This window comes from Pseudomonadota bacterium (assembly GCA_039196715.1).
Lineage (GTDB): Bacteria > Pseudomonadota > Gammaproteobacteria > CALCKW01 > CALCKW01 > CALCKW01.
Genome location: JBCCUP010000001.1, coordinates 66,241 through 87,091 on the forward strand (window position 1 = coordinate 66,241; position 20,851 = coordinate 87,091).

The 20,851-nt window shown below is 65.7% G+C and carries 17 protein-coding genes; 11 read left to right on the forward strand and 6 right to left on the reverse strand.

Features of this window, described 5'->3' with window-relative positions; genetic code table 11:
- Positions 1-37 precede the first annotated feature (37 nt).
- The 11 genes from AAGA11_00330 to AAGA11_00380 all read left to right on the forward strand — a co-directional run bounded on the left by AAGA11_00330 (position 38) and on the right by AAGA11_00380 (position 13,901).
- Positions 38-1,318 carry an aminotransferase class I/II-fold pyridoxal phosphate-dependent enzyme gene (locus AAGA11_00330; GenBank protein ID MEM9601279.1) on the forward strand — a complete coding sequence of 427 codons (1,281 nt, stop codon included), beginning with the start codon at positions 38-40 and terminating at the stop codon, positions 1,316-1,318.
- Entirely contained in the window at positions 1,312-2,796 is a 1,485-nt protein-coding gene (locus AAGA11_00335) for an oligosaccharide flippase family protein (protein MEM9601280.1), read from the forward strand. The genes AAGA11_00330 and AAGA11_00335 overlap by 7 nt, the downstream gene beginning before the upstream one ends.
- A gap of 131 nt (positions 2,797-2,927) precedes the next feature.
- Positions 2,928-4,136, forward strand: a complete 1,209-nt coding sequence (locus tag AAGA11_00340; GenBank protein MEM9601281.1) for a DegT/DnrJ/EryC1/StrS family aminotransferase — start codon at positions 2,928-2,930, stop codon at positions 4,134-4,136.
- 119 nt (positions 4,137-4,255) lie between these two features.
- Positions 4,256-5,713, forward strand: a complete 1,458-nt coding sequence (locus AAGA11_00345; protein MEM9601282.1) for an oligosaccharide flippase family protein — start codon at positions 4,256-4,258, stop codon at positions 5,711-5,713.
- Positions 5,714-5,897: 184 nt separating this feature from the next.
- Positions 5,898-7,166, forward strand: coding sequence for a diaminobutyrate--2-oxoglutarate transaminase (gene ectB / locus AAGA11_00350; GenBank protein ID MEM9601283.1), 1,269 nt, complete (start codon positions 5,898-5,900; stop codon positions 7,164-7,166).
- Positions 7,163-9,784 carry an amino acid adenylation domain-containing protein gene (locus tag AAGA11_00355; protein MEM9601284.1) on the forward strand — a complete coding sequence of 874 codons (2,622 nt, stop codon included), beginning with the start codon at positions 7,163-7,165 and terminating at the stop codon, positions 9,782-9,784. The genes ectB and AAGA11_00355 overlap by 4 nt, the downstream gene beginning before the upstream one ends.
- A complete protein-coding gene (locus AAGA11_00360; GenBank protein MEM9601285.1) occupies positions 9,774-10,658 on the forward strand; it encodes an alpha/beta fold hydrolase in 885 nt (294 codons plus the stop codon). Before AAGA11_00355 ends, AAGA11_00360 begins: the two co-directional genes overlap by 11 nt.
- A gap of 4 nt (positions 10,659-10,662) precedes the next feature.
- Positions 10,663-11,616, forward strand: coding sequence for a polysaccharide deacetylase family protein (locus AAGA11_00365; protein MEM9601286.1), 954 nt, complete (start codon positions 10,663-10,665; stop codon positions 11,614-11,616).
- 222 nt (positions 11,617-11,838) lie between these two features.
- Positions 11,839-12,771 (forward strand): chemotaxis protein, encoded by a 933-nt coding sequence (locus AAGA11_00370; protein MEM9601287.1) that lies wholly within the window; start codon positions 11,839-11,841, stop codon positions 12,769-12,771.
- A 168-nt stretch (positions 12,772-12,939) separates the two neighbouring features.
- Positions 12,940-13,461 carry an ACT domain-containing protein gene (locus AAGA11_00375; GenBank protein ID MEM9601288.1) on the forward strand — a complete coding sequence of 174 codons (522 nt, stop codon included), beginning with the start codon at positions 12,940-12,942 and terminating at the stop codon, positions 13,459-13,461.
- Positions 13,462-13,499: 38 nt separating this feature from the next.
- The gene (locus tag AAGA11_00380) at positions 13,500-13,901 is read left to right on the forward strand and encodes a hypothetical protein (protein ID MEM9601289.1); all 402 of its coding nucleotides are present in this window, start codon (positions 13,500-13,502) and stop codon (positions 13,899-13,901) included.
- A 42-nt stretch (positions 13,902-13,943) separates the two neighbouring features.
- Here the strand turns inward: AAGA11_00380 and nudE are convergent, their stop codons facing one another.
- From nudE to AAGA11_00410, 6 genes are all read right to left on the reverse strand, one after another.
- Positions 13,944-14,492 carry an ADP compounds hydrolase NudE gene (gene nudE / locus AAGA11_00385; protein ID MEM9601290.1) on the reverse strand — a complete coding sequence of 183 codons (549 nt, stop codon included), beginning with the start codon at positions 14,490-14,492 and terminating at the stop codon, positions 13,944-13,946.
- A 2-nt stretch (positions 14,493-14,494) separates the two neighbouring features.
- Positions 14,495-16,117 carry an ABC transporter ATP-binding protein gene (locus AAGA11_00390; GenBank protein ID MEM9601291.1) on the reverse strand — a complete coding sequence of 541 codons (1,623 nt, stop codon included), beginning with the start codon at positions 16,115-16,117 and terminating at the stop codon, positions 14,495-14,497.
- Entirely contained in the window at positions 16,114-17,160 is a 1,047-nt protein-coding gene (locus tag AAGA11_00395) for an ABC transporter permease (GenBank protein ID MEM9601292.1), read from the reverse strand. The genes AAGA11_00390 and AAGA11_00395 overlap by 4 nt, the downstream gene beginning before the upstream one ends.
- Complete coding sequence (locus tag AAGA11_00400) at positions 17,160-18,242, reverse strand: microcin C ABC transporter permease YejB (GenBank protein MEM9601293.1); 1,083 nt, start codon at positions 18,240-18,242, stop codon at positions 17,160-17,162. The genes AAGA11_00395 and AAGA11_00400 overlap by 1 nt, the downstream gene beginning before the upstream one ends.
- Before the next feature lie 85 nt (positions 18,243-18,327).
- Complete coding sequence (locus AAGA11_00405) at positions 18,328-20,157, reverse strand: HTTM domain-containing protein (GenBank protein MEM9601294.1); 1,830 nt, start codon at positions 20,155-20,157, stop codon at positions 18,328-18,330.
- Positions 20,158-20,209: 52 nt separating this feature from the next.
- A complete protein-coding gene (locus AAGA11_00410; GenBank protein MEM9601295.1) occupies positions 20,210-20,851 on the reverse strand; it encodes a LysE family translocator in 642 nt (213 codons plus the stop codon).

The following is a 20,851-nucleotide window of genomic DNA, read 5'->3' on the forward strand; positions in this document are numbered from 1 at the left end:
ACCGCGCGCCAGAAAAACCGAGCCGGCTTGGAACACAGTGCTGCAGACCCTGACCCGCTATTTTCGCCGATCGCTGGTGGTGATGACCCCGACGCCCACCGTGGCGTCCCTCGTGGGCGCGCCGTCACCGGTGCAGGCCTACCCGTTCACGGTGGAGTCAGCCCGGCAACGGTGCACCTTCAACGGCACGGTGGCAATCAGTCAGGTCGTGCAACTGCTCGGGCTGCGCGAGGGCGACCGCGTGTTGCTGCCAGCCTACGTGTGCGGCTCGGAGCTCGGCCCCTTCGAACACGCCGGCTGCGTGTTGGCATTCTACCGCGTGCACCCGAACCTCCAAATCGATCTGGCCGACCTCGAACGCGCGCTCGAGACCCCGACACGGGCCGTGTTGCTCACGCACTACTTCGGCTTTCCGCAACGTGACACGGCCCGGGCCCGCGCGCTGTGCGATGCCGCCGGTGCCGCCTTGATCGAGGATTGTGCGCACGCGCTCTTCTCGACGGACGGCGCAGCACCGGTCGGGCAAATCGGCGACTACGCGGTGTTCAGCCCGCGAAAATCCCTGCCGCTGGCCGACGGTGGCCTGGTGGTGGGTCGACAGGCCCTGGCCGACACCCCGGCGTGGCCCGCTCGGCGCCCGCCGCTGTTGCCCACACTTGATCGCGTGGTGTACGGACTGCAACAGTCCGCGCGGGCAGTGCCCGGCGCAGGCGGCGGCGGTCGGCTGGCGATTGCGGCCCTGTTGCCCTTCGCGGTTGCGATCAAGGCTTTGCGGCGGCTCGTCCGCCTACCCGATTGGGCCTGGGCAACCGCGGATGTCGAGGGCCCGGCAGCGGTGCCGTTCTACCCCTGTCGGATGTCCTGGTACGGCGCGCGGGCGCTGCGTCGGGTCGACGCCTCGAGTGTGGTCACCGCCCGTCGACGGCATTACCGGCAGTGGGCTCGTGCGCTGGCCGACGTCGACGGTGTGTCGCTGCTGTTCGACACCCTGCCCGACGGGGTCTGCCCGCTCTACTGTCCGATTCTCGTCGACGCCCCCGACGCGCTCGTCGCCAACCTGGCCGCCGACGACGTCGAAGTGTTTCGCTGGTGGCCGCACCTGCACCCGGCGATCGCGTGGGCGGAGCACCCGGCACTGGTCGCGCTCAAGGCGCGCTCGGTTGCCCTGCCGGTTCATCAGCAGCTCACACCCGAGCAGATCGACGTCCTGGCGGCCCGACTGCGCGCCGCCGTCAGCGAGACGGCCAATGCGGCAGTCAACGACGTTCACACCGACACCCACGTGTCGGACACCCCCGAGGCACGACGGGCGTGGTAGCGGTCGTCCGGCACTTCCGCAACTACCTGTCCGCCGGGCTGATCGGCAGCCTGATCGGCCTGGTGAGCTTCCCCTTGCTCACGCGGTCGCTGAGCGTCGAGGAGTACGGCTGGCTGGGTCTGGTGTCCGCGACTCTGACGGTGTTCATCAGCTTCGGCAAATTCGGCATTCAGTCCGCGCTGCTGCGCTTCTTCAGTGAGGCGCGCGCACAGAGCGCCGAGGCGCTGACAACGCTGCTGTCCAGTATTGCAGGCCTGGCAATTCTGCTGTCAGTCCTGTCGCTCGCCGTCTGGCTGATCTACAGCACCTGGATCGTACCCGGACTGCCCGACGGCGAGATGATGCGACGCCTCTACTACATCGCAGCTGCGCTGGTGCCCATCAAGATCCTCTTCAGCATCACCACCAGCGTCATGAAAGCCGACGAAAAAAGCGGGTTCCTCGGCACCGTGACCGTGAGTGAGAAGGCCGCGAAGCTGTTGCTGATCGTGTTGATCATCTACACCGTCGGTGCCACCGCAGAATGGGTCATGGCGTCCACCGTCCTGGTGGAGCTCGTCATCCTGGCCTGGGTGATGCGCCGCGGCAGCCACTACCTCGGCGGTTCGCGCCCGCGTCTGTCGGTTCCCGTACTGACGCCGCTCGTCGCGTTCGGCCTGCCGGCCATGGCCGGGGAGATGGTGGCCGTGGCGCTCGAAGTGGGCGACCGCTACGTCATCCAGGCCTTCATGGGCGGCGAGGCCCTGGGCCAGTACGCGGCCTCCGTCAACATCAGCATGTACCTCGAATGGGTGCTGATCCTGGCCTTGCAGAGCGCCATCGTGCCCTACTACGTGCGCCTCTACGAGGAGCGCGGCCGTGCGGAGACGCTGCGCTTCCTGAACGGCGCATTCGAGGTGTACGCCGCAGTGGCGCTCGGTGTGTTCGCGGTATTCAGCGCTGCGGCACCGTCGTTGATCATGCTGCTCGCGGGCGAGCGCTACGCGCCGGGTGTCATCGTCATCCCGTGGTTCGCTGCCGCGTTCGTGCTGCTCGGGTCGGTGTCGATCGCCGCGGCGGGCATCTACATCGACAAGCGCCCGCGAGCACTCGCGAAATGGGTGTTGGTCGCCTTCGTGACCAACGTCAGCCTCAACATCCTGACCGTGCCGATCTGGGGTCTGCAGGCCGCCGCCGTGACCACCTTCGTGTCGATGAACGTGCAGTGTCTGGGCGTCTACTGGGAAGCGCACCGCACGATGCCGGTCAAGCCGCCGCTGGCGGTGGGCGCCATCAGCGTCTTTGCGGCACTGCTGGCGCTGTTTGCGAGCCGTCAGCTGCCGGCGGCCGGGCATTTCACCGACATGGTTCTGCGCGGCACCGCTGCGACGCTGCTGTACGCACTGACCGTGCTGGCGCTGAGTCCGACACTGCGACGCACCGCGTTCGAACGCGTGCAGGCCTGGCGCACCCAGCAGGTGAACCGACGCGCAACCTGACCGGCCGGCTGCACCGGCGAGCCGCGACGACCCGCACGCGCCGACCCTGAATTTTTCTGCTCGCCCGCCGCTGCACTCGGAAGTGTGCTCAGCGCACCACCCACGCCAGCCACGCCACGGAGCGTCCGGACATGCCCACGCGCGCCCACGCGAAAACGCCACCAGAAACGCCCTCCGTCGCCATGACCCCCGCGCCACACCTGGCTCACTGGCGGGCCAGGCCCGGCGCGGTGGAGCGCTATCCGTTGACCGTGCCGTCCGCCTACCGGTGTGACACGTTCACGGACCAGGCCGCAGTGGCCCGCTTGATCGAGGTCCTGGCGTTGAAGCCGGACGACCGCGTGCTGCTGCCGGTGTTGCAGTTCGAGCGCCAGTTCGACGCGTTGATTGCACGGTCGTGCGAACGCGCCATCTACGCCGTCGACGCGCAGATGCAAGTCGACCTCGCCGACTTCGAAGCCAAGTTGATCCGCGGCGCCCAGGCGGCAGTCGTATCGCACTACTTCGGCTTGCCGCAACGGGCGATGCGTGCCATCGCCGCGCTTTGTCAGCGCCACGGCGCGGCGTTGATCGAGGACTGCACACAGTCCATGTTTTCATCGGTTGACGGCGTGCCCACCGGCCAGTTCGGTGACTACGCGTTGTTCAGCCCGCACCGCGTACTGCCGGTGCTCGAAGGCGGCCTGTTGGTGTCACGCACCGAACTGCCGGTCGACACCGAGACGCGCGAACCCTCGCTGCTGCCCACCCTGGCGCACTACGCCGAGCGGGCGTTGCGTGCTGACGTTCCGGAACACACTGGCCCACGCTGGATGCACAGCACCGCCCTGCACCTTGCAGCGCGCATCGAGGCCACCGTCAACGCCCTCTGGCCCGGCGAGTCGAATCCCTGGTGTGTGACACCAACGGCGGCGGAAGCCCACTCACCCAAGCCGCCGTTCAGCGTCTCGGCCGTGGCCCGCGCTGCGCTCGAGCGGGCCAACGCAAACGAGATCGTGGACGCCCGTCGCGCGCATTTTGCGCGCTGGCTCGACTGCCTGCGCCACCACGACCGGTTCGAGCCACTCGTCGACGAACTGCCAGACGGGGTCAACCCCTTGTACTTTCCCGTATTGACTGACGCGCCCGAAAGCGTCGTTACTGGGCTTGCCGAGCTCGACATCGAAGCGCGCAGCTGGCCGCGCCCGTTGCTCGAGGTCGCCGGGCTCACGCCGCGCCCCGAGTGGGACAAATTCGCCCGTATTGTCGCGCTTCCGATACATCAGCAGTTGACCGGCGCGTGTATTTCCCACGTGTCAGACAACTTGCCGGGGCACGAGGGCTATACTGACGCAGCTTGAGTCAGGCAGGGTCCGGGCAAAACCAAGTTGTACAATTTTCCCAGGGCAAGCACGCCGGCAGTTCGCGGCCGCGTTGGCCCGCATCGAACGAGCTGATGTAGAAGGCCGCCAAACAAGCTGTGTTAAAGCACTTCAGAAACTACGCCTCAGCGGGGTTGATCGGCAGCCTGATCGGGTTGGTCACCTTCCCGTTGCTGACCCGCAACCTGAGCGTCGACGCCTACGGCTGGCTCGGGCTGGTGTCGGTCACGGTGACGGTCTTCATCGGCATCGGCAAACTCGGCATGCAGACGGCGATGCTGCGCTTTTTCGGCGAGGCGCGCGCGCAGGGCGAACGGCAGCTCGCCGACCTCATGGGCACCATGGCCGGGGCCACCCTGTTGTTGGCTGGCGCGAGCCTGGTGCTGTGGTTGCTGTACACCGCATTCGTGGTGCCGCTGCTGCCCGATGGCCAGACAGCCGTGCCGCTGTTCTACGTCGCGGCCGCCCTGGTGCCAATCAAGGTGGTGTTCAGCATTGCCAGCAGCGTGCTCAAGGCCGATCAGCGCAGCGGTGTGCTGGGCACGCTCACGATCATTGAAAAAGCCCTGAAGCTCAGTTTCATTGTCCTGATTGTCACCGCGCTCGGCGTCAGCAGCGAGAAGGTGATGGCCTCGACCGTGGTCGTCGAACTCATCACGCTGCTGCTGGTGTTGTACCTCGGCCGACAGTACTTGCGCGATGCGCAACCGCACCTCTCGCGGTCGAAGATGAAGCCACTGATCGCCTTCGGCCTGCCGGCGATGACGGCCGAACTGATCACCGTGCTGTTGGAGACCGGCGACCGCTACGTGGTGCAGGCGTATCTCGGCAGCGTCGAACTCGGCCACTACTCGGCTGCTGTGAACATCTGCCTGTACCTCGAGTTCGTGCTGATCCTCTCGCTTCAGAGCGCGATCGTGCCGCACTACGTCAAGCTGTTCGAAGAGCGCGGTCGCGAGGCCACCCTCGCCTTCCTGAACACGACCCTGCGCTACTACTTCGCGGTCGCACTGGGCATCTTCGCCGTGTTCTCGGCCACGGCGCCTGTGCTGCTGATCCTGCTCGCCGGTGAGCGCTACGAGCCCGGCGTGGTGGTCATCATCTGGTTCGCAGCCGGTTTTGTCGCGCTCGGCTCCGTGTCGATCGCGGCCGCCGGGATCTACATCGACAAACGCACACGCGCCCTGGTCCGATGGGGCGCCGTGGCTTTCGTGGTCAACATCACCCTGAACGTGCTGCTGGTGCCGGTTTTCGGCCTGATCGCGGCCGGTATATCCACCTTCGTTGCCTTGTCGATTCAGTGCCTTGGCGTCTACCGAGAGGGCTACAGGACCCTGCCGGTTGCCCCACCCCTGGCCACCGTGGGCGTGTGCCTGATCGCGGCCCTGGCCGCCTTGCTCGCCGCGACGTCGGTCCAGCAGGGGTACGGACTCGGTGATCTGTTTGCCGTCGGCACGGTGTCCACGCTGACCTACGTGGTCGTGCTGCTCACCCTCAGCGGGCAGCTCCGATCGGACTTCATCGGCTACCTCAGAGGCCGTCTCGGCGCCGCCTAGCGCCGGTTTCACCGGGGCCGCTTTGCGAGCGGCTCGAGGCGCACGCCGCCCGGTGTGTGATCCCGTTCTCAAAATACGCCTTACAAGCTCAATACCATCGCGGACGGTGCCGCTAGCCCCATTGTCTGCGTGGAACCGAGCTTCGCAGTGCATTTCTCAACAGCCACAACAGTGCGGAGCCAGTATGGAGAGCATTGCTCGCTTAGAGTCCGAGGTCAGGGGGTACGTGAGGTCCTTTCCGACCGTGTTCACGCAATCGCGCAACGCCCACCTGTGGGACGAGCAGGGCCGGCAGTACATTGATTTCTTTGCCGGTGCCGGAACGCTCAACTACGGCCACAATCACCCGCGCATCAAGGCCGCTCTGCTCGACCATATCCAGCAGGACGGTGTGTTGCACGGGCTCGACCTCGCCACAAGCGCCAAGATCCGCTTTCTCGAGACCTTCGAATCGGTCATTCTTCGGCCCCGCCAGCTCGACTACCGCTTGCAGTTCACCGGACCGACCGGGACCAACGCGATCGAGGCCGCCATCAAGGTGGCGCGCAAGGCCAAGTCGCGCTCGCACGTGGTGGCGTTCACGAACGCCTACCACGGCCACAGCCTCGGTGCCCTGGCTCTGACCGGTAACCGCCGGTACCACAACGAGCACTACGGTTCGCACAACAACGTCAGCCACCTGCCCTTTGACGGCTACTTCGGACCGGGGACAGACACTGCGGCGCAACTGCGTGCGCTGTTGCAGGACGGCAGCAGCGGCCTGCCGATCCCGGCTGCGATCGTGCTGGAGACGATCCAGGCCGAAGGCGGGATCAACGTGGCTTCCGACGATTGGTTGCGGGCCATCCGCGCCCTGTGCAACGACTTCGACATCGCACTGATCATCGACGACATCCAGGTTGGCAACGGCCGCACCGGGACCTTCTTCAGCTTCGAGTCCGCGGGCATCCGACCGGACATCGTCTGCCTGTCGAAGGCGATCGGCGGCGGCCTGCCGATGTCGGTCGTGCTGATCGATCCGGCCCTCGACGTGTGGCAGCCGGGCGAGCACACAGGCACCTTCCGCGGTAACCAATTGGCCTTCGTCGCCGCGAGCGCCGCGCTGCCTCTGTGGCGCGAAGACACCTTTGCACACCAGCTCAAGCGCAACGCCACCTCGGTGGAGACCCGCCTGAACGCCCTGGCCCAACAGCACGACCTGCCTCCGGCGCGGGGCCGCGGGATGATCTGGGGTCTGTGTCTGCCCAGCCAGGCCGCGGCGGACGCGGTGACGCAGGCGTGTTTCGAACACGGCCTGATCATTGAAACGGCTGGCGCCGAGGGGAACGTGCTGAAATTCCTTGCGCCGCTGACCATCGAACACGACACGCTCGCGCGCGGACTCGAGATCCTCGAATACGCGCTGCAACAGTGTGCGCCCATCCACGACGACAAGCGGGTTGCCATACCGTGACTGGTCCGGCCCATCAACACGGCATCGTTGATGACACGGTTCTTGCCGCGTTCGCGCGGCGCGTCGCGCTGGACGGCGCCAAGCCGGCCGTCGAGCACGACGGGCGTGCACTGAGCTACAGCGAGCTGGATCGCTACGCCGCCGACATTGCCGTTCGCCTCACCGAGCTCGGCGTTGGCGAAAACCACACCGTGGGCCTCTGTCTGTCGCATTCGCTGCACGCCGTTGCCGCCATGCTGGCCTGCCTGAAAGTGCAAGCCGTCTTTGTGCCCCTCGACCCGCAGAATCCCGAGGACAGGACCCGCTACATGGTGGACGATGCGGGCGTCTCCTCGGTGTTGTGCACCGAGGATACGCACAAGACGGTAGCCGCCGTCGGCTTGCCCGCGGTCGTGTTGCTCGACGACGGCATCCGGTTCTCCGACGCACACCACGCCACCGACACCGACCCGGACGCCCGCGCGTACGTGATGTACACCTCCGGCTCCACCGGCCAGCCAAAGGGCGTGCAGATCAGTCACCGTGCACTGATCAGTTACTGCAAGGCTGACGCGACGGTCTACGCACTCGAGGCGAGCGACCGGACGCTGCAGTTCTCGACGCTGAGCTTCGACATCGCGATCGAGGAGATCTTTCCACCGCTGTGCACTGGCGGCACCGTTGTCATGCGACCGAGCGAGCGCAGTGAGGCGCACGTCGAGCTCAGTGAAATCGTCGAGACCCACGCCATCAGCTGCCTGCACATCGCGACCGGCTACTGGCACGAGTGGGTTGACCTGATGGCCGCTTTCGCCCAGCGGGTGCCGGCCTCGGTCCGCCTGATGGTGGTCACCGGTGAGAAGGTGTCGGTCGAGCACTACAAACGCTGGCGGAGCCTGAGCGACCACGACACGCTCTGGGTCAACGCCTACGGGCCCACTGAGACCACCGTGTCGGCCACGGCGTTCGTGCCGGGGGCCGATTGGGACGGCAGCGACCTGCCGATCGGCAAGCCGCTGCCCGGCTACAGCGCGTACATCCTCGACGCCGCTGGCCACGACGTGACACCCGGCGAAACCGGCGAGCTGCTGATCGGTGGACCGGCTCTGGCGGACGGGTACCTGAACAAGAGCGAGCAGACACAGGCCGCCTTCGTTCGCCATCCGCACAGGCCCGAATTGCCGTTGTATCGCACCGGCGACCTGGCCCGCTGGCTGCCGAGCGGTGACATCGCATTCGCCGGTCGCATCGATCATCAAATCAAGGTCGGCTCCTACCGCGTCGAACCGGGGGAAATCGAAAACACGCTGAACGCCCAACCGGGCGTGCTCGAATCGCTGGTTGTGCCGCTGTCGGTTGACGGCCGCAACCGCCTGTTAGCCTACGTGGCAACGGGTCCGGTGTCGCTGGATCTCGACACGCTGGCCATCAACCTGCGGCACGCCTTGCCCGACTACATGGTGCCGAACCACTTCGTCACCCTCGCGCGCTTCGAGAAAACCGTCAACGGCAAGGTCGACCGCGCAAGACTGCCCGACCCGGCGACTGCACGCTCGCCGAAACGCGCTGACTACGTTGCCCCGATCAACGCCACCGAGTCGGCATTGCAAACCATCTGGCAGGCGGTCCTGGACGTGCCCGATATCGGCGTCGAGGACAGTTTCTTTGCCCTCGGTGGCGACTCACTGACCGCAACGCGGGTGATCGCGAAGATGCAGTCTGCTCTCGGCAAGACGCTGTCGTCGCGCGATTTCTTCTATCTCGAAACCATCAAGATGATGGCCGGGCAACTCGACGGGAAATCGGTGCCACGCATCGTCCCGTCGCCAGTCTCGGCTTTCATCAACACGAACGGGCGGCAGCTCTACTCCGTCCTGCAAAAATCCAAGCCCAACACCAATCGGCGCCATGGCGTGTTGTTGGTGCCGCCGCTTGGCAACGAGCAACGGCGCATTCAGCGCCCGCTTCGTAACGTCATGCAGCACTTTTCGCGCGCCGGTTACACCCTGATGCGCTTTGACTGGACCGGCACCGGAAACTCCAGCGGTGACGCCGCTGACCTCGCCTCTCTCGACCCCTGGTACGCCGACCTTGTCGACAGCGCACAGGCACTGGCAGAGCACTGCAACCAGATTGACATCGTCGCCTTTCGCGTCGGCGCACTGCTGGCCTCGCATGTGGACTTTGACTCGCTGCCGATTCGGCACACCGTCTACTGCGAGCCGGTGCTCAATGGCGCCGACTGGCTGGCCGGTCAGGAACGCCTGCAACACGACATCCTTGCAGACACCTACCGCTTCCTGCGACCGCGGGCGGTCAGGCCGGCCCGGCTGCGCGAGTACTCCGGCCTGGAGATGGGTGAGGCACTGCACACTGCGTTGCAGACCGCACGGTTCCGACCGCGCGCGGCCGGCGCCGATGGCCGCGGCACCGAGAGCCTCATCCTGCCGGCGGGCTCAGCGACCGACGGTCTGGTCGGCTACGGGCTCCACACCACGGACGACGACAACGTGTGGTACCACCACCGCAAGACCAACGCCGACATGCAGCTCAACCACACGGCACGCCTGGTCGCCGAACTGATCGACGTCCCCGCTGCACCCGGCCACGAGACGGAGCAACGTGACCATGCAGCCTGAGATCGCACGCACCACGACGCCGCACGGCCTCGAACACACGTGCACTTTCGGGTCGGATGCACGGCTCAACGGCGTGTACACACCGCCGGTGTGTGGCGACGTCATCCTGCCTTGTGCGCTGTTTCTGACCGCCGGTCTGCTGCACCACGTCGGTCCGCACCGCTTCTACGTGGAGATGGCCCGAGACCTCGCCGAGGTCGGTGCAGCCAGCCTGCGCTTCGACCTCGCCGGTGTCGGTGACAGCGAAACACGCAGCAGCGGATCGAGCTACGCGCAGCGCTCGGTCGAGGACGTGCGCTCGGCGATGAATCACCTGCAACGCGAGTACGGCCACAGCCAATTCGTGTTGATCGGCCTGTGCTCCGGCGCCGACGATGCCCTGGCCACCGCGCAACAGGACAGCCGCGTCGCCGGCGCTGTCATGCTCAACGGCTACGCCTACCGCGCCGGTCAGTTTCACTGGTACCGCGCGTGGAATTTCTTCGTGCCACGGCTGTTCATGTGGCAAAAATGGCAGAACCGCTACAACAAGCTCATGGGCCGAGCGCCGACCGACGCCTACGCCGCCGCGTCCAACAGCCTGGACGACGACTACCGCTACATTCCGCCCCAGACAGAAACCGCGGACAATATCAACAGCCTGACCCGTCAGGGCACTCAGCTGTTGTTCATCTACACCGGCAGCGAACACGAGGACTACACCTACAAGGGGCAGTTCTTCGACATGTTCCCGGATGCGCGTGACAACCTGCGGGTCCGCGAGGCCTACCTCAAGGAGGCGGACCACACCCTTGTCTTGAAGAGCGACCGTAATACACTGTCGAATTGGATTCGCAGCTGGTACGCCGGCGTGCCATTCGAACGGAAACACTAGCTCCGTGATCACCCCGAAGGTCATCAAAACACTGCTGACACAGCCGGTCGTGCACAACACGGTGTTGCCGTTCCTGCGCGCGCCCGGAGTGCGTGTGCTGATGTACCACCGAATCGGCCGCCTGGGCAGCGAGTTCGAGGGCCTGAACATCGATGTGTTTCGCGACCACGTCGCCTGGCTCGCGACACGGTACACCCCGATTCGGCCACACGAGCTCGCCGACCCGAAGCACCAGACGCGGTCCAAGCGGCCTGCAGTGCTGTTGACCTTCGATGACGGCTACACCGACTTCTACGCCAACGCCTACCCGATCCTGCGGGAGTTCAATGTACCGGCGCTGGTCTTTCTGCCCACCGAAGCGGTGTCCGACGGTGGGACGATCTGGCCCGAACGGCTCCAATGCTGGATCAACCGGGCGCGCGCTGCGGGTGCCTACGGGGCGCTGGCCGACCTGTTCAAGCCTCAGTACGGCGACCTGATCATCAAGAACCGCCAAGTGCTGAAGTCGATGCCCGACGACGAGCGCCGCGTGATCCTGGACACCATACGCACCACACTGGATTCATTGGGCGTCGACACACACGTCGAACGGCAGATGATGACCTGGAGCCAGATCAACAGCACACGACCGTTCATCGAGTACGGCGCACACACCCACACGCACCCGATCGTCGCGCGCATGTCACCTGCCGAATTCCAGGCCGACATGCAACGCAACTGCGAGCACCTCGAACGCGGCCTGGGCGAACGGCCCACCACCTTCGCCTGGCCCAATGGCCGCTGGGAAGACTTTTCGGAATCGGCCCTGGAGACGGTCAAGTCGTTCGGGTTCACGCAGATTTACACGACGGTCGAGGGGGTCAACCGCGGCCAGTTCAACCCGGACGAAATCCGCCGGCTCCCAACCATCACACCGGACGCCACGAGCCTCAACGCGCTGATGACGCGCGCGTCCTGACGCGGCGCGCCGCCGCACCCGCTCGTCCCGTTTTCCCGCGACAGCGCTGCCTGCCAACGCCCCGGCCCACGCATCGATGGGCCCGAGGCAGCCAGTGCTCAGGTAATTGGCACCTGATGCCGCTAGTACACAAAGCACCGCAGCATCGGGCCGTTGCGCCGGGCTGCTTTGCGTGCACACGCACCGTGCACGGCGACAGATGCGGTCGAGGAGGACCCCAACGTGAGCGACAAAAAAGAGATTCTGCTGGACTCGGGCACCAATGAAATGGAGGCCCTGATCTTCCGCCTCAAGGGACAGGAATACGGCGTCAACGTCGCGAAGATACACGAACTGATTACCCCGCCCGTGACCCGAGCCTTGCCCGGCAGCTCGAACTCGGTCATCGGGGTGTTCCGCCTGCGTGACGAGAACATCGCACTGGTCGACCTCGCCTACCACCTCAACCCCGACGAGGGCCGGCTGGACGGTGGCAACACGGTCATCATCACGGCCTTCAACGAGAAGAAGACGGCGTTTCTCGTCGACTCCGCTGACCATATCGAACGGGTGAGCTGGGACCAGATCGTGCCCCCGGCAGACGGCCTGGTGTCCGAGGGTGCCATCACCGGCATCCTGCAGTTGACCGACCGCATCGTACCAATGCTCGACTTCGAAGCGATCCAGGGTGAGATCGTCGGGCGCCAGTGGGGTGAACAAGAGGCCGAGAAAGTGGCTCACTGCAAAGAACGCGAGAACCTGAGCGTCTACGTGGTCGACGACAGCTCCGTCGTGCGCAAGTCGCTCTACATGATCCTCGAGGATTCCGGCGTCGGCCAGATCACGATGTTCAACAACGGCGAGGAAGCCTGGCGCTCGGTCTGCCAGGCCGCCGAGACCAGAATGCTGCCGAACATCCTGATCAGCGACATCGAAATGCCGCAGATGGACGGCTTCACCCTGACCCGCAAGATCAAGGAAACCCCGGCCATGCGCAACATGCCGGTCATCCTGTTCAGCTCCATCGTCAGCCAGGATTCGCTGCACAAGGGCTACCAGGTGGGTGCGGATGCACAGCTGTCCAAGGCCGACCTGTCGAAGCTGATTCCGACACTCGACGCGATGCTCGAAGAGACGAACGGCCTCAACTCGACCGCCGAGATCAAGATCGGCTGATCCACACCCTGCCGATCCCGCGCTGCCAACCACGCTGACGCCCGAGTCGGCGCGCACGGCCCATCGGCTGGGCCCTCACGGTGTCGGCACCCTGCCGGGACACCACGGAAGGCTGGCACCGCCCGAGCGCTCGGGTCACAATCGCCCTCCGCAACCGGAGGGAACGCCATGATCGACCACGTCCTGTTGACCCTGGCCGGATCCGACAGGCCGGGTCTCGTGCGCACCGTCGCCGACCGGGTCTCCGAACTCGGTGGCAGTTGGCACCGCAGTCGCCTGGCTCACCTCGGTGGGTGTTTTGCAGGGGTTGTCGAGATCCGACTGCCGAGCGAGCGTCGCGAAGCGCTTTCGGCGGCGCTCGATGCCCTCGGTGAAACGGGTCTCAGCGTCAACCTGCACGCGGCTGCGCCGCCCGCAGCCGAGCCGGAACGGGCCCGGGAGCGCGCCCACCTGGCCGTGGTCGCCAACGACCGACCCGGAATCATCGCCGCGATCAGCCAGGCACTCGCCTTGCATGGGGTCAATGTGGAGGAGCTGCAAAGCGACGTCGACGATGCCCCGATGGCATCCGGTCCGTTGTTCCGTGCCGAAATCGATGTGTCCTGCGACCACCGAGACCAGCTGGAACAGGCGCGTGCCGAAATCGAATCGCTGGCACACGACCTCATGATCGACCTGTCGGAGGCCTGACACCGTGTCAGGCGGGCCGACTTTGTCAGCCGGCCGCCATGGAACAACACGCCCTCAAACTGTTCAACCTGTACGCCCACTTCCCGGTGGTGCTGATGGGTGCGTACGTGTTGACACTGTTCTTGCCGCTGTCCGCGTCGCGTTTCTTTGCCTCGCTCATCGGCGTGGCCATCACCTGGGGTCTGTTCAAACACTTCGACGCCAACCTGCAATGGTGGGTCGACACCTGGGCACACACCGCCTTCGTGCCCTCGATGACGGCCCCCGAGGGCCTGGAGTACCTCATGCGTGAGGCCTACATGCGCGGGTTCTTCACCTGCCTGTGCTGGGTGTTGGGCGGGCTGCTGATTTTCGTGCCGCTGGCGGCCAACAGCTACGTGCAGTCCGCGGTTGCCATGCGCTCGCGGGTCTCGGCCAAGGGGCCGGTCTCGCCGCTCTGAGCGACTGCCCTGCCGCCCGGACCGCCGTTGCGGCCTCGCCCATTACCGCCCAGACCAGCGACGCTGCGCCAACACCAGCGCGGCCAGGCTGCGCGCCTCGGTGAAATCGTCGCGCGCCGCCAGCGCGGGCCAGTCGTCGAGTGGCCAGGGCACCACCTCGAGCGGCTCGTGCTCATCGCCCTCGGCGCTCGCGGGGTACAGGTCGGTCGCCATCACCATGTGGGTGCGGTGGCTCATCATGGCCGGCGCCAGGCTCATGATCTTCAGGAGTGTCAGCGTGTGCGCAGCAAAGCCGACCTCCTCCATGAGTTCGCGGTTGGCCGCCGCCAACGCCGTTTCACCGGGCTCGATGCCGCCCTTGGGCAACACCAACTCGTAGGCGTCCGGGCCCACCTGGTATTCACGAATCAGCAACACGCGCCCGTCGTCGAGGATGGGCACCACGATGACACCACCGACCAACTGACTGCGGGCGCGCTCGTACTGTGCGCGGTTGCCGTTGGAAAACAGGAGGTCAACCGTCTCGAGGCTGAACAACCGGCTGCGCGCGATCTCCGTGACGGCGGTGATCTCGGGTTTTTGCGCGGCCACGGCTAGACGCTCACGTCCGCCACGGCACGGTCCCGCTCGGTGGCGGCGGCGAGCAGACGCTGCGTGTAGGCTTCGACAGGCCGCGTGAAAATGGTTTCGGTGTCGCCCTGCTCGACGACACGCCCCGCTCGCATGACCAGGACGCGGTGGCTGATCGCGCGCACGACCTTGAGGTCGTGGCTGATGAAGAGATAGGCGAGGTTGTGCCGCTGTTGCAATGCACGCAGGAGTTCAAGCACCTGCGCCTGCACAGAGCGGTCGAGTGCCGACGTCGGCTCGTCGAGCACCAGCAGGTGCGGCTGCAGGACCAACGCCCGCGCAATCGCGATGCGCTGACGTTGACCACCGGAGAACTCGTGCGGGTATCGGTCGCGCACGGCCGGGTCGAGCTCGACTTCGGTCAGGGCCTCGGCGACCCGGGCGTCACGTGCGTCCGGGTCGAGAGCGGCCGCGTGCACGGCGAGGCCCTCGCCCACGATCTGGGCCACGCTCATGCGCGGGCTCAATGCGCCGAAGGGGTCCTGAAACACCATTTGCATGCGCTGGCGAAGCGGTCTCAGTGCCGACTGCGACCGCGATTCGATGGCCTCGCCCTCGAACAGCACACGACCTGATTGAAACGGCACCAGGCGCAGCAGGCACTGCGCCAGCGTGCTCTTGCCCGACCCGCTTTCGCCGACAATTCCGAGCGTCTCGCCCTGCCTGACCTGCAAACTGACCTGGTCAACCGCCTGCAGGCTGGCGCGCGGTCGACCGAGCAACGAACGCCGAAGCACGAAGCGGGTGTTCATGCGCTCGCAACTCAGCACCGGTTCGGCGTCAATCGGCACCGGGGCAGGCGATCCCGAGGGCTCGGCGTCGACGAGGTGTCGCGTGTAGGCGTGTTGCGGCGAACCGAACACCGCAACCGTGTCACCGTGCTCGACAATGGTCCCGTCGCGCATCACGGCGGTTTTCGCCGCCATGTGCCGCACCACACCAAGGTCGTGGCTGATCAACAGGATGGCCATGCCGAGCTCGGCTTGCAGTGACCGCAGCAACTCGAGAATCTGCGATTCGACCGTCACGTCGAGGGCCGTCGTCGGCTCATCAGCGATCAGCAAGCGCGGTGTGTTGGCCAGTGCCATGGCGATCATCACCCGTTGTCGCTGGCCCCCCGACAGTTCATGCGGGTAGCTGCCGAGTCGCTCGGATGCATTCTCGATCCCCACGCGGTCGAGCAACTCGAGCGTGCGCGCACGCGCGCGCCGTGCACTCAGGCGCTGGTGTAGCACCAGCGTTTCAGCAACCTGTTTTTCCACCGTGTGCAACGGATTCAACGCGGTCATCGGCTCCTGGAACACCATGCCGATCCCCCCGCCCCGAAGCTGCTGCAGCGCTTCGCCCTGCAGTCCGCCGATGGGCATGCCTTCGAACCGCATGCGCTCGCATCGCACCTGCGCTGACTCGGGCAGCAGTTGCAACACAGCACGTGCAGTCACGGATTTGCCCGAGCCGCTCTCGCCCACGAAGGCGACGGTTTCGCCCTCGGCAATCGACAGGTCAACCCCGCGCACCGCCTCGACCGGCCCACCGTGGGTCGCGAACGACACCGACAGGCCGGCGATCTCAAGCACGCGGCTCACAGCGTCACCTTGCGGGGATCGAAGGCATCGCGGACGGCCTCGCCGACGAAGACGAGGAGCGACAGCATCAACGCGATGGTGACGAAACCCGTGATACCGAGCCACGGAGCCTGCAGGTTGTTCTTGCCCTGGTTGAGCAACTCGCCGAGCGACGCAGACCCGGGCGGCAGGCCGAAACCGAGGAAATCCAGGCTGGTCAACGTGGTGATCGAGCCGATCAGAATGAACGGCATGAAAGTCATCGTGGCCACCATCGCGTTCGGCAGCACGTGACGCCACATGATCAGACGGTCGGGCACGCCGAGTGCGCGTGCCGCCTTGACGTAGTCGAAATTGCGCACACGCAGAAACTCCGCTCGAACCACACCGACCAATTGCGTCCAGGCGAACAACGTCATGATGATCAACAGCGACCAGAACCCGGGTTGGATCACGGCGGCCATGATGATCAACATGTAGAGCTGTGGCATGCCTTGCCAGATCTCCACCAGACGCTGCCCGTAGAGGTCCACGCGACCGCCGAAGTACCCCTGCACCGCGCCGATTCCCACCCCGATCAGCGAACTCGCCAGGGTCAGGGCGAGGCCGAAGAGCACCGAGATGCGAAAGCCGTAGATCACCCGCGCCAGGACGTCGCGCCCCTGGTCGTCGGTGCCGAGCCAGTGTCGAGCCGAGGGCGCGGTCGGCGGTGATCCCGGGTTTTCGTAGTCGATGGTGTCGTAGCTGAACGGAATCGGGGCAAACAGCATCCAGCCTTTGGCCTCGATCAGCTCCACCACGTAGGGGTCGCGGTAATCCGCCTCGGCCTCGAACTCACCGCCAAAGCGCGTCTCGGTGTAGAAGCGGAACGCCGGGGCCAGGTACTCCCCGTCGAAGCGCACCAGAAGGGGTTTGTCGTTGGCCACCAGTTCAGCGCAGAGCGAGACCACGAACAACGCGAAAAAGAGTCGAAGGGACCACCGTCCCCGCGCGTTGGCAGCGAACACGTCCAGACGACGGGCCGTGATCGGGTCTCGCCGCCACCGCTGGTAGGCGGCGCGCATCAGCCGCGCGCCTCGAAGTCGATGCGCGGGTCGACCCAGTGGTACACCAGATCACCGACGAGCTGCATCACCAGCGCGAGCAAGGTGAAGATATACAAGGTAGCGAAGATCACGGGGTAGTCACGTTCGATCGCGGCCTCGAATCCGAGCAGGCCCAAGCCATCGAGCGAGAAGATCACCTCGATCAACAGACTCGAGGTAAACAGGATGCCGATGAACGCGCTCGGGAAACCGGCAATCACGATCAGCATGGCGTTGCGGAACACGTGGCCGTAGAGCACGCGTCGGTCGCTCAGGCCCTTGGCACGCGCGGTCTCCACGTACTGCAGGCGAATCTGATCGAGAAACGCGTTCTTCGTGAGCAAGGTGAGGCCGGCGAAGCCGCCGATGACCATCGAGGTGACAGGCAACACCAGGTGCCAGAAATAGTCGCCGATCTGCTGCAGTGTGCTGAGCTCGTCGAAGTTGTCCGATGTCAGCCCGCGCAGCGGGAACAGGTCCCAGTAGCGGCCGCCGGCGAAGAACACGATCAACAGCACCGCAAACAGAAAACCCGGAATCGCATTGCCGACAACCACGGCGAAGCTGGTCCAACTGTCAAACCGGCTGCCGTCGCGCACAGCCTTGGCGATGCCGAGCGGAATCGAAATGAGGTAGGTCAGCAATGTGGTCCAGAGGCCGAGCGACACCGACACCGGCAGTTTCTCGATCACCAGATCGACCACGGCGATGTCGCGGTAGTAGCTTTCGCCGAAATCGAAGCGCAGGTAGTCGCGAACCATGATGGCGAAGCGTTCGTACGCGGGCTTGTCGAAGCCGTACTGCTTCTCGATCTCGGCAATGATGTCCGGGCGCAGCCCGTCCGCGCCACGGTACTGGCTGTTTGCCGTGGCGCTGGCTGCGGCGCCGCCGTCGCCACCGCTGACCCGCGCCGTGGCGCCCGCCGCCTGGCCCTGCAACTCGGCAAGCACCTGCTCGACCGGGCCACCGGGTGCGAACTGGATGATCACGAAATTGAGCAACAGGATGCCGAAGAGTGTCGGCACGATCAGCGCGAGTCGGCGAAGGACGTAGGTGAACATGCAGCGGCCGGTTCACGGAGCAATCGAGGTCAGACCCAAGGGTAGCCTACGATCGGCGCAGACGGTGAGCCGACCCACGCGGGATTCAGGGCGAGCAGTCTTGCTCCCAGACCCGTTTCGCGGTGTCGCGCCGCGGCCGTGTGCCGTCCATCGACGGGGTGATGCTGCGCACGCGAAAGACAGCGATGCGGTCGAGCGATGTGCCCTCGTGCTGATGCCACTGGCGACAGACGAAAGCGCCGAAGGCCCTGCTCACCGCATCGGGCGGCCGCGCGTGCACACGCTCCTTGAGTTTGCGCCAGCGGTTGTTGTCGATGTCGCGGTAGCGCGCCACGTCGAAGGCCAAACTCGGCTCGTGCCGGGTGCGGTGCCAGGCGTCCACGGCCGTGCCGTCCGGCCGGAAGCCCACCACTTCCATCCGCTCACTCGAGCGCCGCGGCACAGGCGCAAACATGTCCCAGCGTTGATCCAGACCCACCTGTGCGAGCGACTGATCCACGGCCGCCAGACCAAGCGCGCGGTATGCCGGCAAGCCCGTGACATTGTGGAAGGTGATCGCACACAGCAACGCGAAGGCGAGGACCTCAGCCGCCACCGCGGGTTGCAGCGCCTGCACGCGCCACGGCAGCAGCACATCGGTGACCTGGCCCATGCGTCCCCGGTTGTCAGCGACCCAGTGGTAGACCACGTCCACGCACCGGGCGCACCACCGGCGATCGAGCAACCAGGCGGCTGGCCAGGCCCAGACGCTCAGACGAACCAGCAGGCGCAACCCGCCACCGTGGCGGTGAAGACGGCCCTCGGCGTCGGTCACGACCCAGGTGTTCTCACGCTGCATCGCCGCGAACACGTCCTCGCGGCTCTGCGCGCGCAGGATGGGCACCGTGCGCGGCAGGAAGAAGGCACGCAACACCAGGCACATCTTCAGGCAGAACACACAGTCGCCGTCGTACCACATCACCACGCGGGCGCGGGCAGCCTGCCCCGGCACGCGATCGAGCGCTCGCCAGAGTGCACCGGGCAAGAGCAGGCTCAACGCGACAAAGTCGATCAGCGGAAACAGACCGATGCGCAGAAACACTGCAAAACTCAGGTGCAACGACGCCAGCAACGCCAAGCCGACCAACCGTGCAGGCGTCGAAAACACCGGACTCAATACCAACAGCGGTGCGAGTAGCTCCACCCACCAGACGTAGTGGGTACCGAAACTGATCAACGCCGGCCAGTCACGCAACCAGACGCCCGCGGTGCGGGCGTAGTCCTCGAGGTGCACGGCGTACCACGCGGCATCGCCGTCCGCATGCCAGCTCGCCCCGTCCTTCAAAAAAGCCGTGAAGACATACAGGTAGAGAACCTGCAAGACGACCGCGACCGACAGCACCGAGAACCAATCGTGATGGCTCGGCTGCGCCGGCCCGCCGCTGAGGTTCGGTCCGGCGCGCAGCGCCGGCGTCAACGCCGCGTCCACTGCAAAGCGGGCCCCAATCGGCAAGAGGAACGCAAAAAACAGCAGGATCACCAGGAGATCATCACCGCCTTGCCCGAGCAACGGGTTGCGGTGCTGTACCGACACCACCAACGCCCAACACACGAAGGCCGCCAGCTGGCTGCGGTAGCCCACCAGCATCGCGATGGCCGCCAGACCCGTGAGACCGAAGAGCAGGACTTGCAACCCTGTCCCACCCGACAGGGCGTGTACGGAGAGGAGCTGAACACCGAGGTCGTCGCGCAGCGCGGTCACAGGGAGCACACCCGCGTCCGTGTAGTGGGCCACCAGGTCACCTGCCCGGTAGGCGGTGTCGACCAACACGGCGATGGCAAGGCCGATACGGAACAACGCGACCGAACGCAGATCGAGGGCAAACACACGCTCGAGTGCCTGGCGAAGCGGGTTCAGCGGTGCGCCTGCAGCCACGGGGGTGTCCTGTGCGGTGAGACCAAGAGCATGGCAGCTCTTGCAAAGACTGTCAGAGCACGGTGTGGCGGAGTGCCAGGAAGGCCGCCAGGCACGCCAGCGCCGCCGCACTGGCACGTTGCGTGGCGCGCCACCGCGCGCGGTCTCGCAGCGCCCGCGACAACCGCGTGGCAAGCAGCGCCTGCGCCACTGAAACGGTGGTGCCAGTGACGAGAAACGCCGCCCCCAGCAGCAGGTAGGGCGCGGGCGTGTCGAGACGCTCGGCGGTGACAAACTGCGGCAGGAAGGCGAGAAAGAACAACCCCACCTTGGGGTTGAGCAGGTTGGTCAGCAGCGCTTCTCCGAAGCAGCGGCCCAGTGAGCCAGGCCGCAACGGCCCTGTGGGTGCAAGCGGCGCGTCGGCACGACGCCACGTCACACCCGCGAGCACCGCTAGCCACACGGCGCCGAGGAGCTGCACACCGACGGCCACGCCAGGCACCAGCCACAAGGCGCCGGTCAGCCCGAATGCCACGAGCAGACAGTGTATCGCCGTGCCCGCCGAGATGCCGAGCGCCGAGGCGAGGCCGGCCGCACGACCGGCGGCCACCGCCCGCGAGACCACAAAGACCGTGTCGACCCCGGGTGTGAGGTTGAGCAGCAGCGCGCTCGCGACGAACACACCCATCCCGTCAACCCCCCAGGATGCCAGCAC

What these genes read in the sequence shown, in the direction of transcription:
- AAGA11_00340 (MEM9601281.1), top strand. Translation starts at nt 2,928, where the DNA reads ATGCCCACGCGCGCCCACGCGAAAACGCCACCAGAAACGCCCTCCGTC.
- ectB (MEM9601283.1), top strand. Translation starts at nt 5,898, where the DNA reads ATGGAGAGCATTGCTCGCTTAGAGTCCGAGGTCAGGGGGTACGTGAGG.
- AAGA11_00360 (MEM9601285.1), top strand. Translation starts at nt 9,774, where the DNA reads ATGCAGCCTGAGATCGCACGCACCACGACGCCGCACGGCCTCGAACAC.
- AAGA11_00375 (MEM9601288.1), top strand. Translation starts at nt 12,940, where the DNA reads ATGATCGACCACGTCCTGTTGACCCTGGCCGGATCCGACAGGCCGGGT.
- AAGA11_00380 (MEM9601289.1), top strand. Translation starts at nt 13,500, where the DNA reads ATGGAACAACACGCCCTCAAACTGTTCAACCTGTACGCCCACTTCCCG.
- AAGA11_00395 (MEM9601292.1), bottom strand. Translation starts at nt 17,160, where the DNA reads ATGCGCGCCGCCTACCAGCGGTGGCGGCGAGACCCGATCACGGCCCGT.
- AAGA11_00400 (MEM9601293.1), bottom strand. Translation starts at nt 18,242, where the DNA reads ATGTTCACCTACGTCCTTCGCCGACTCGCGCTGATCGTGCCGACACTC.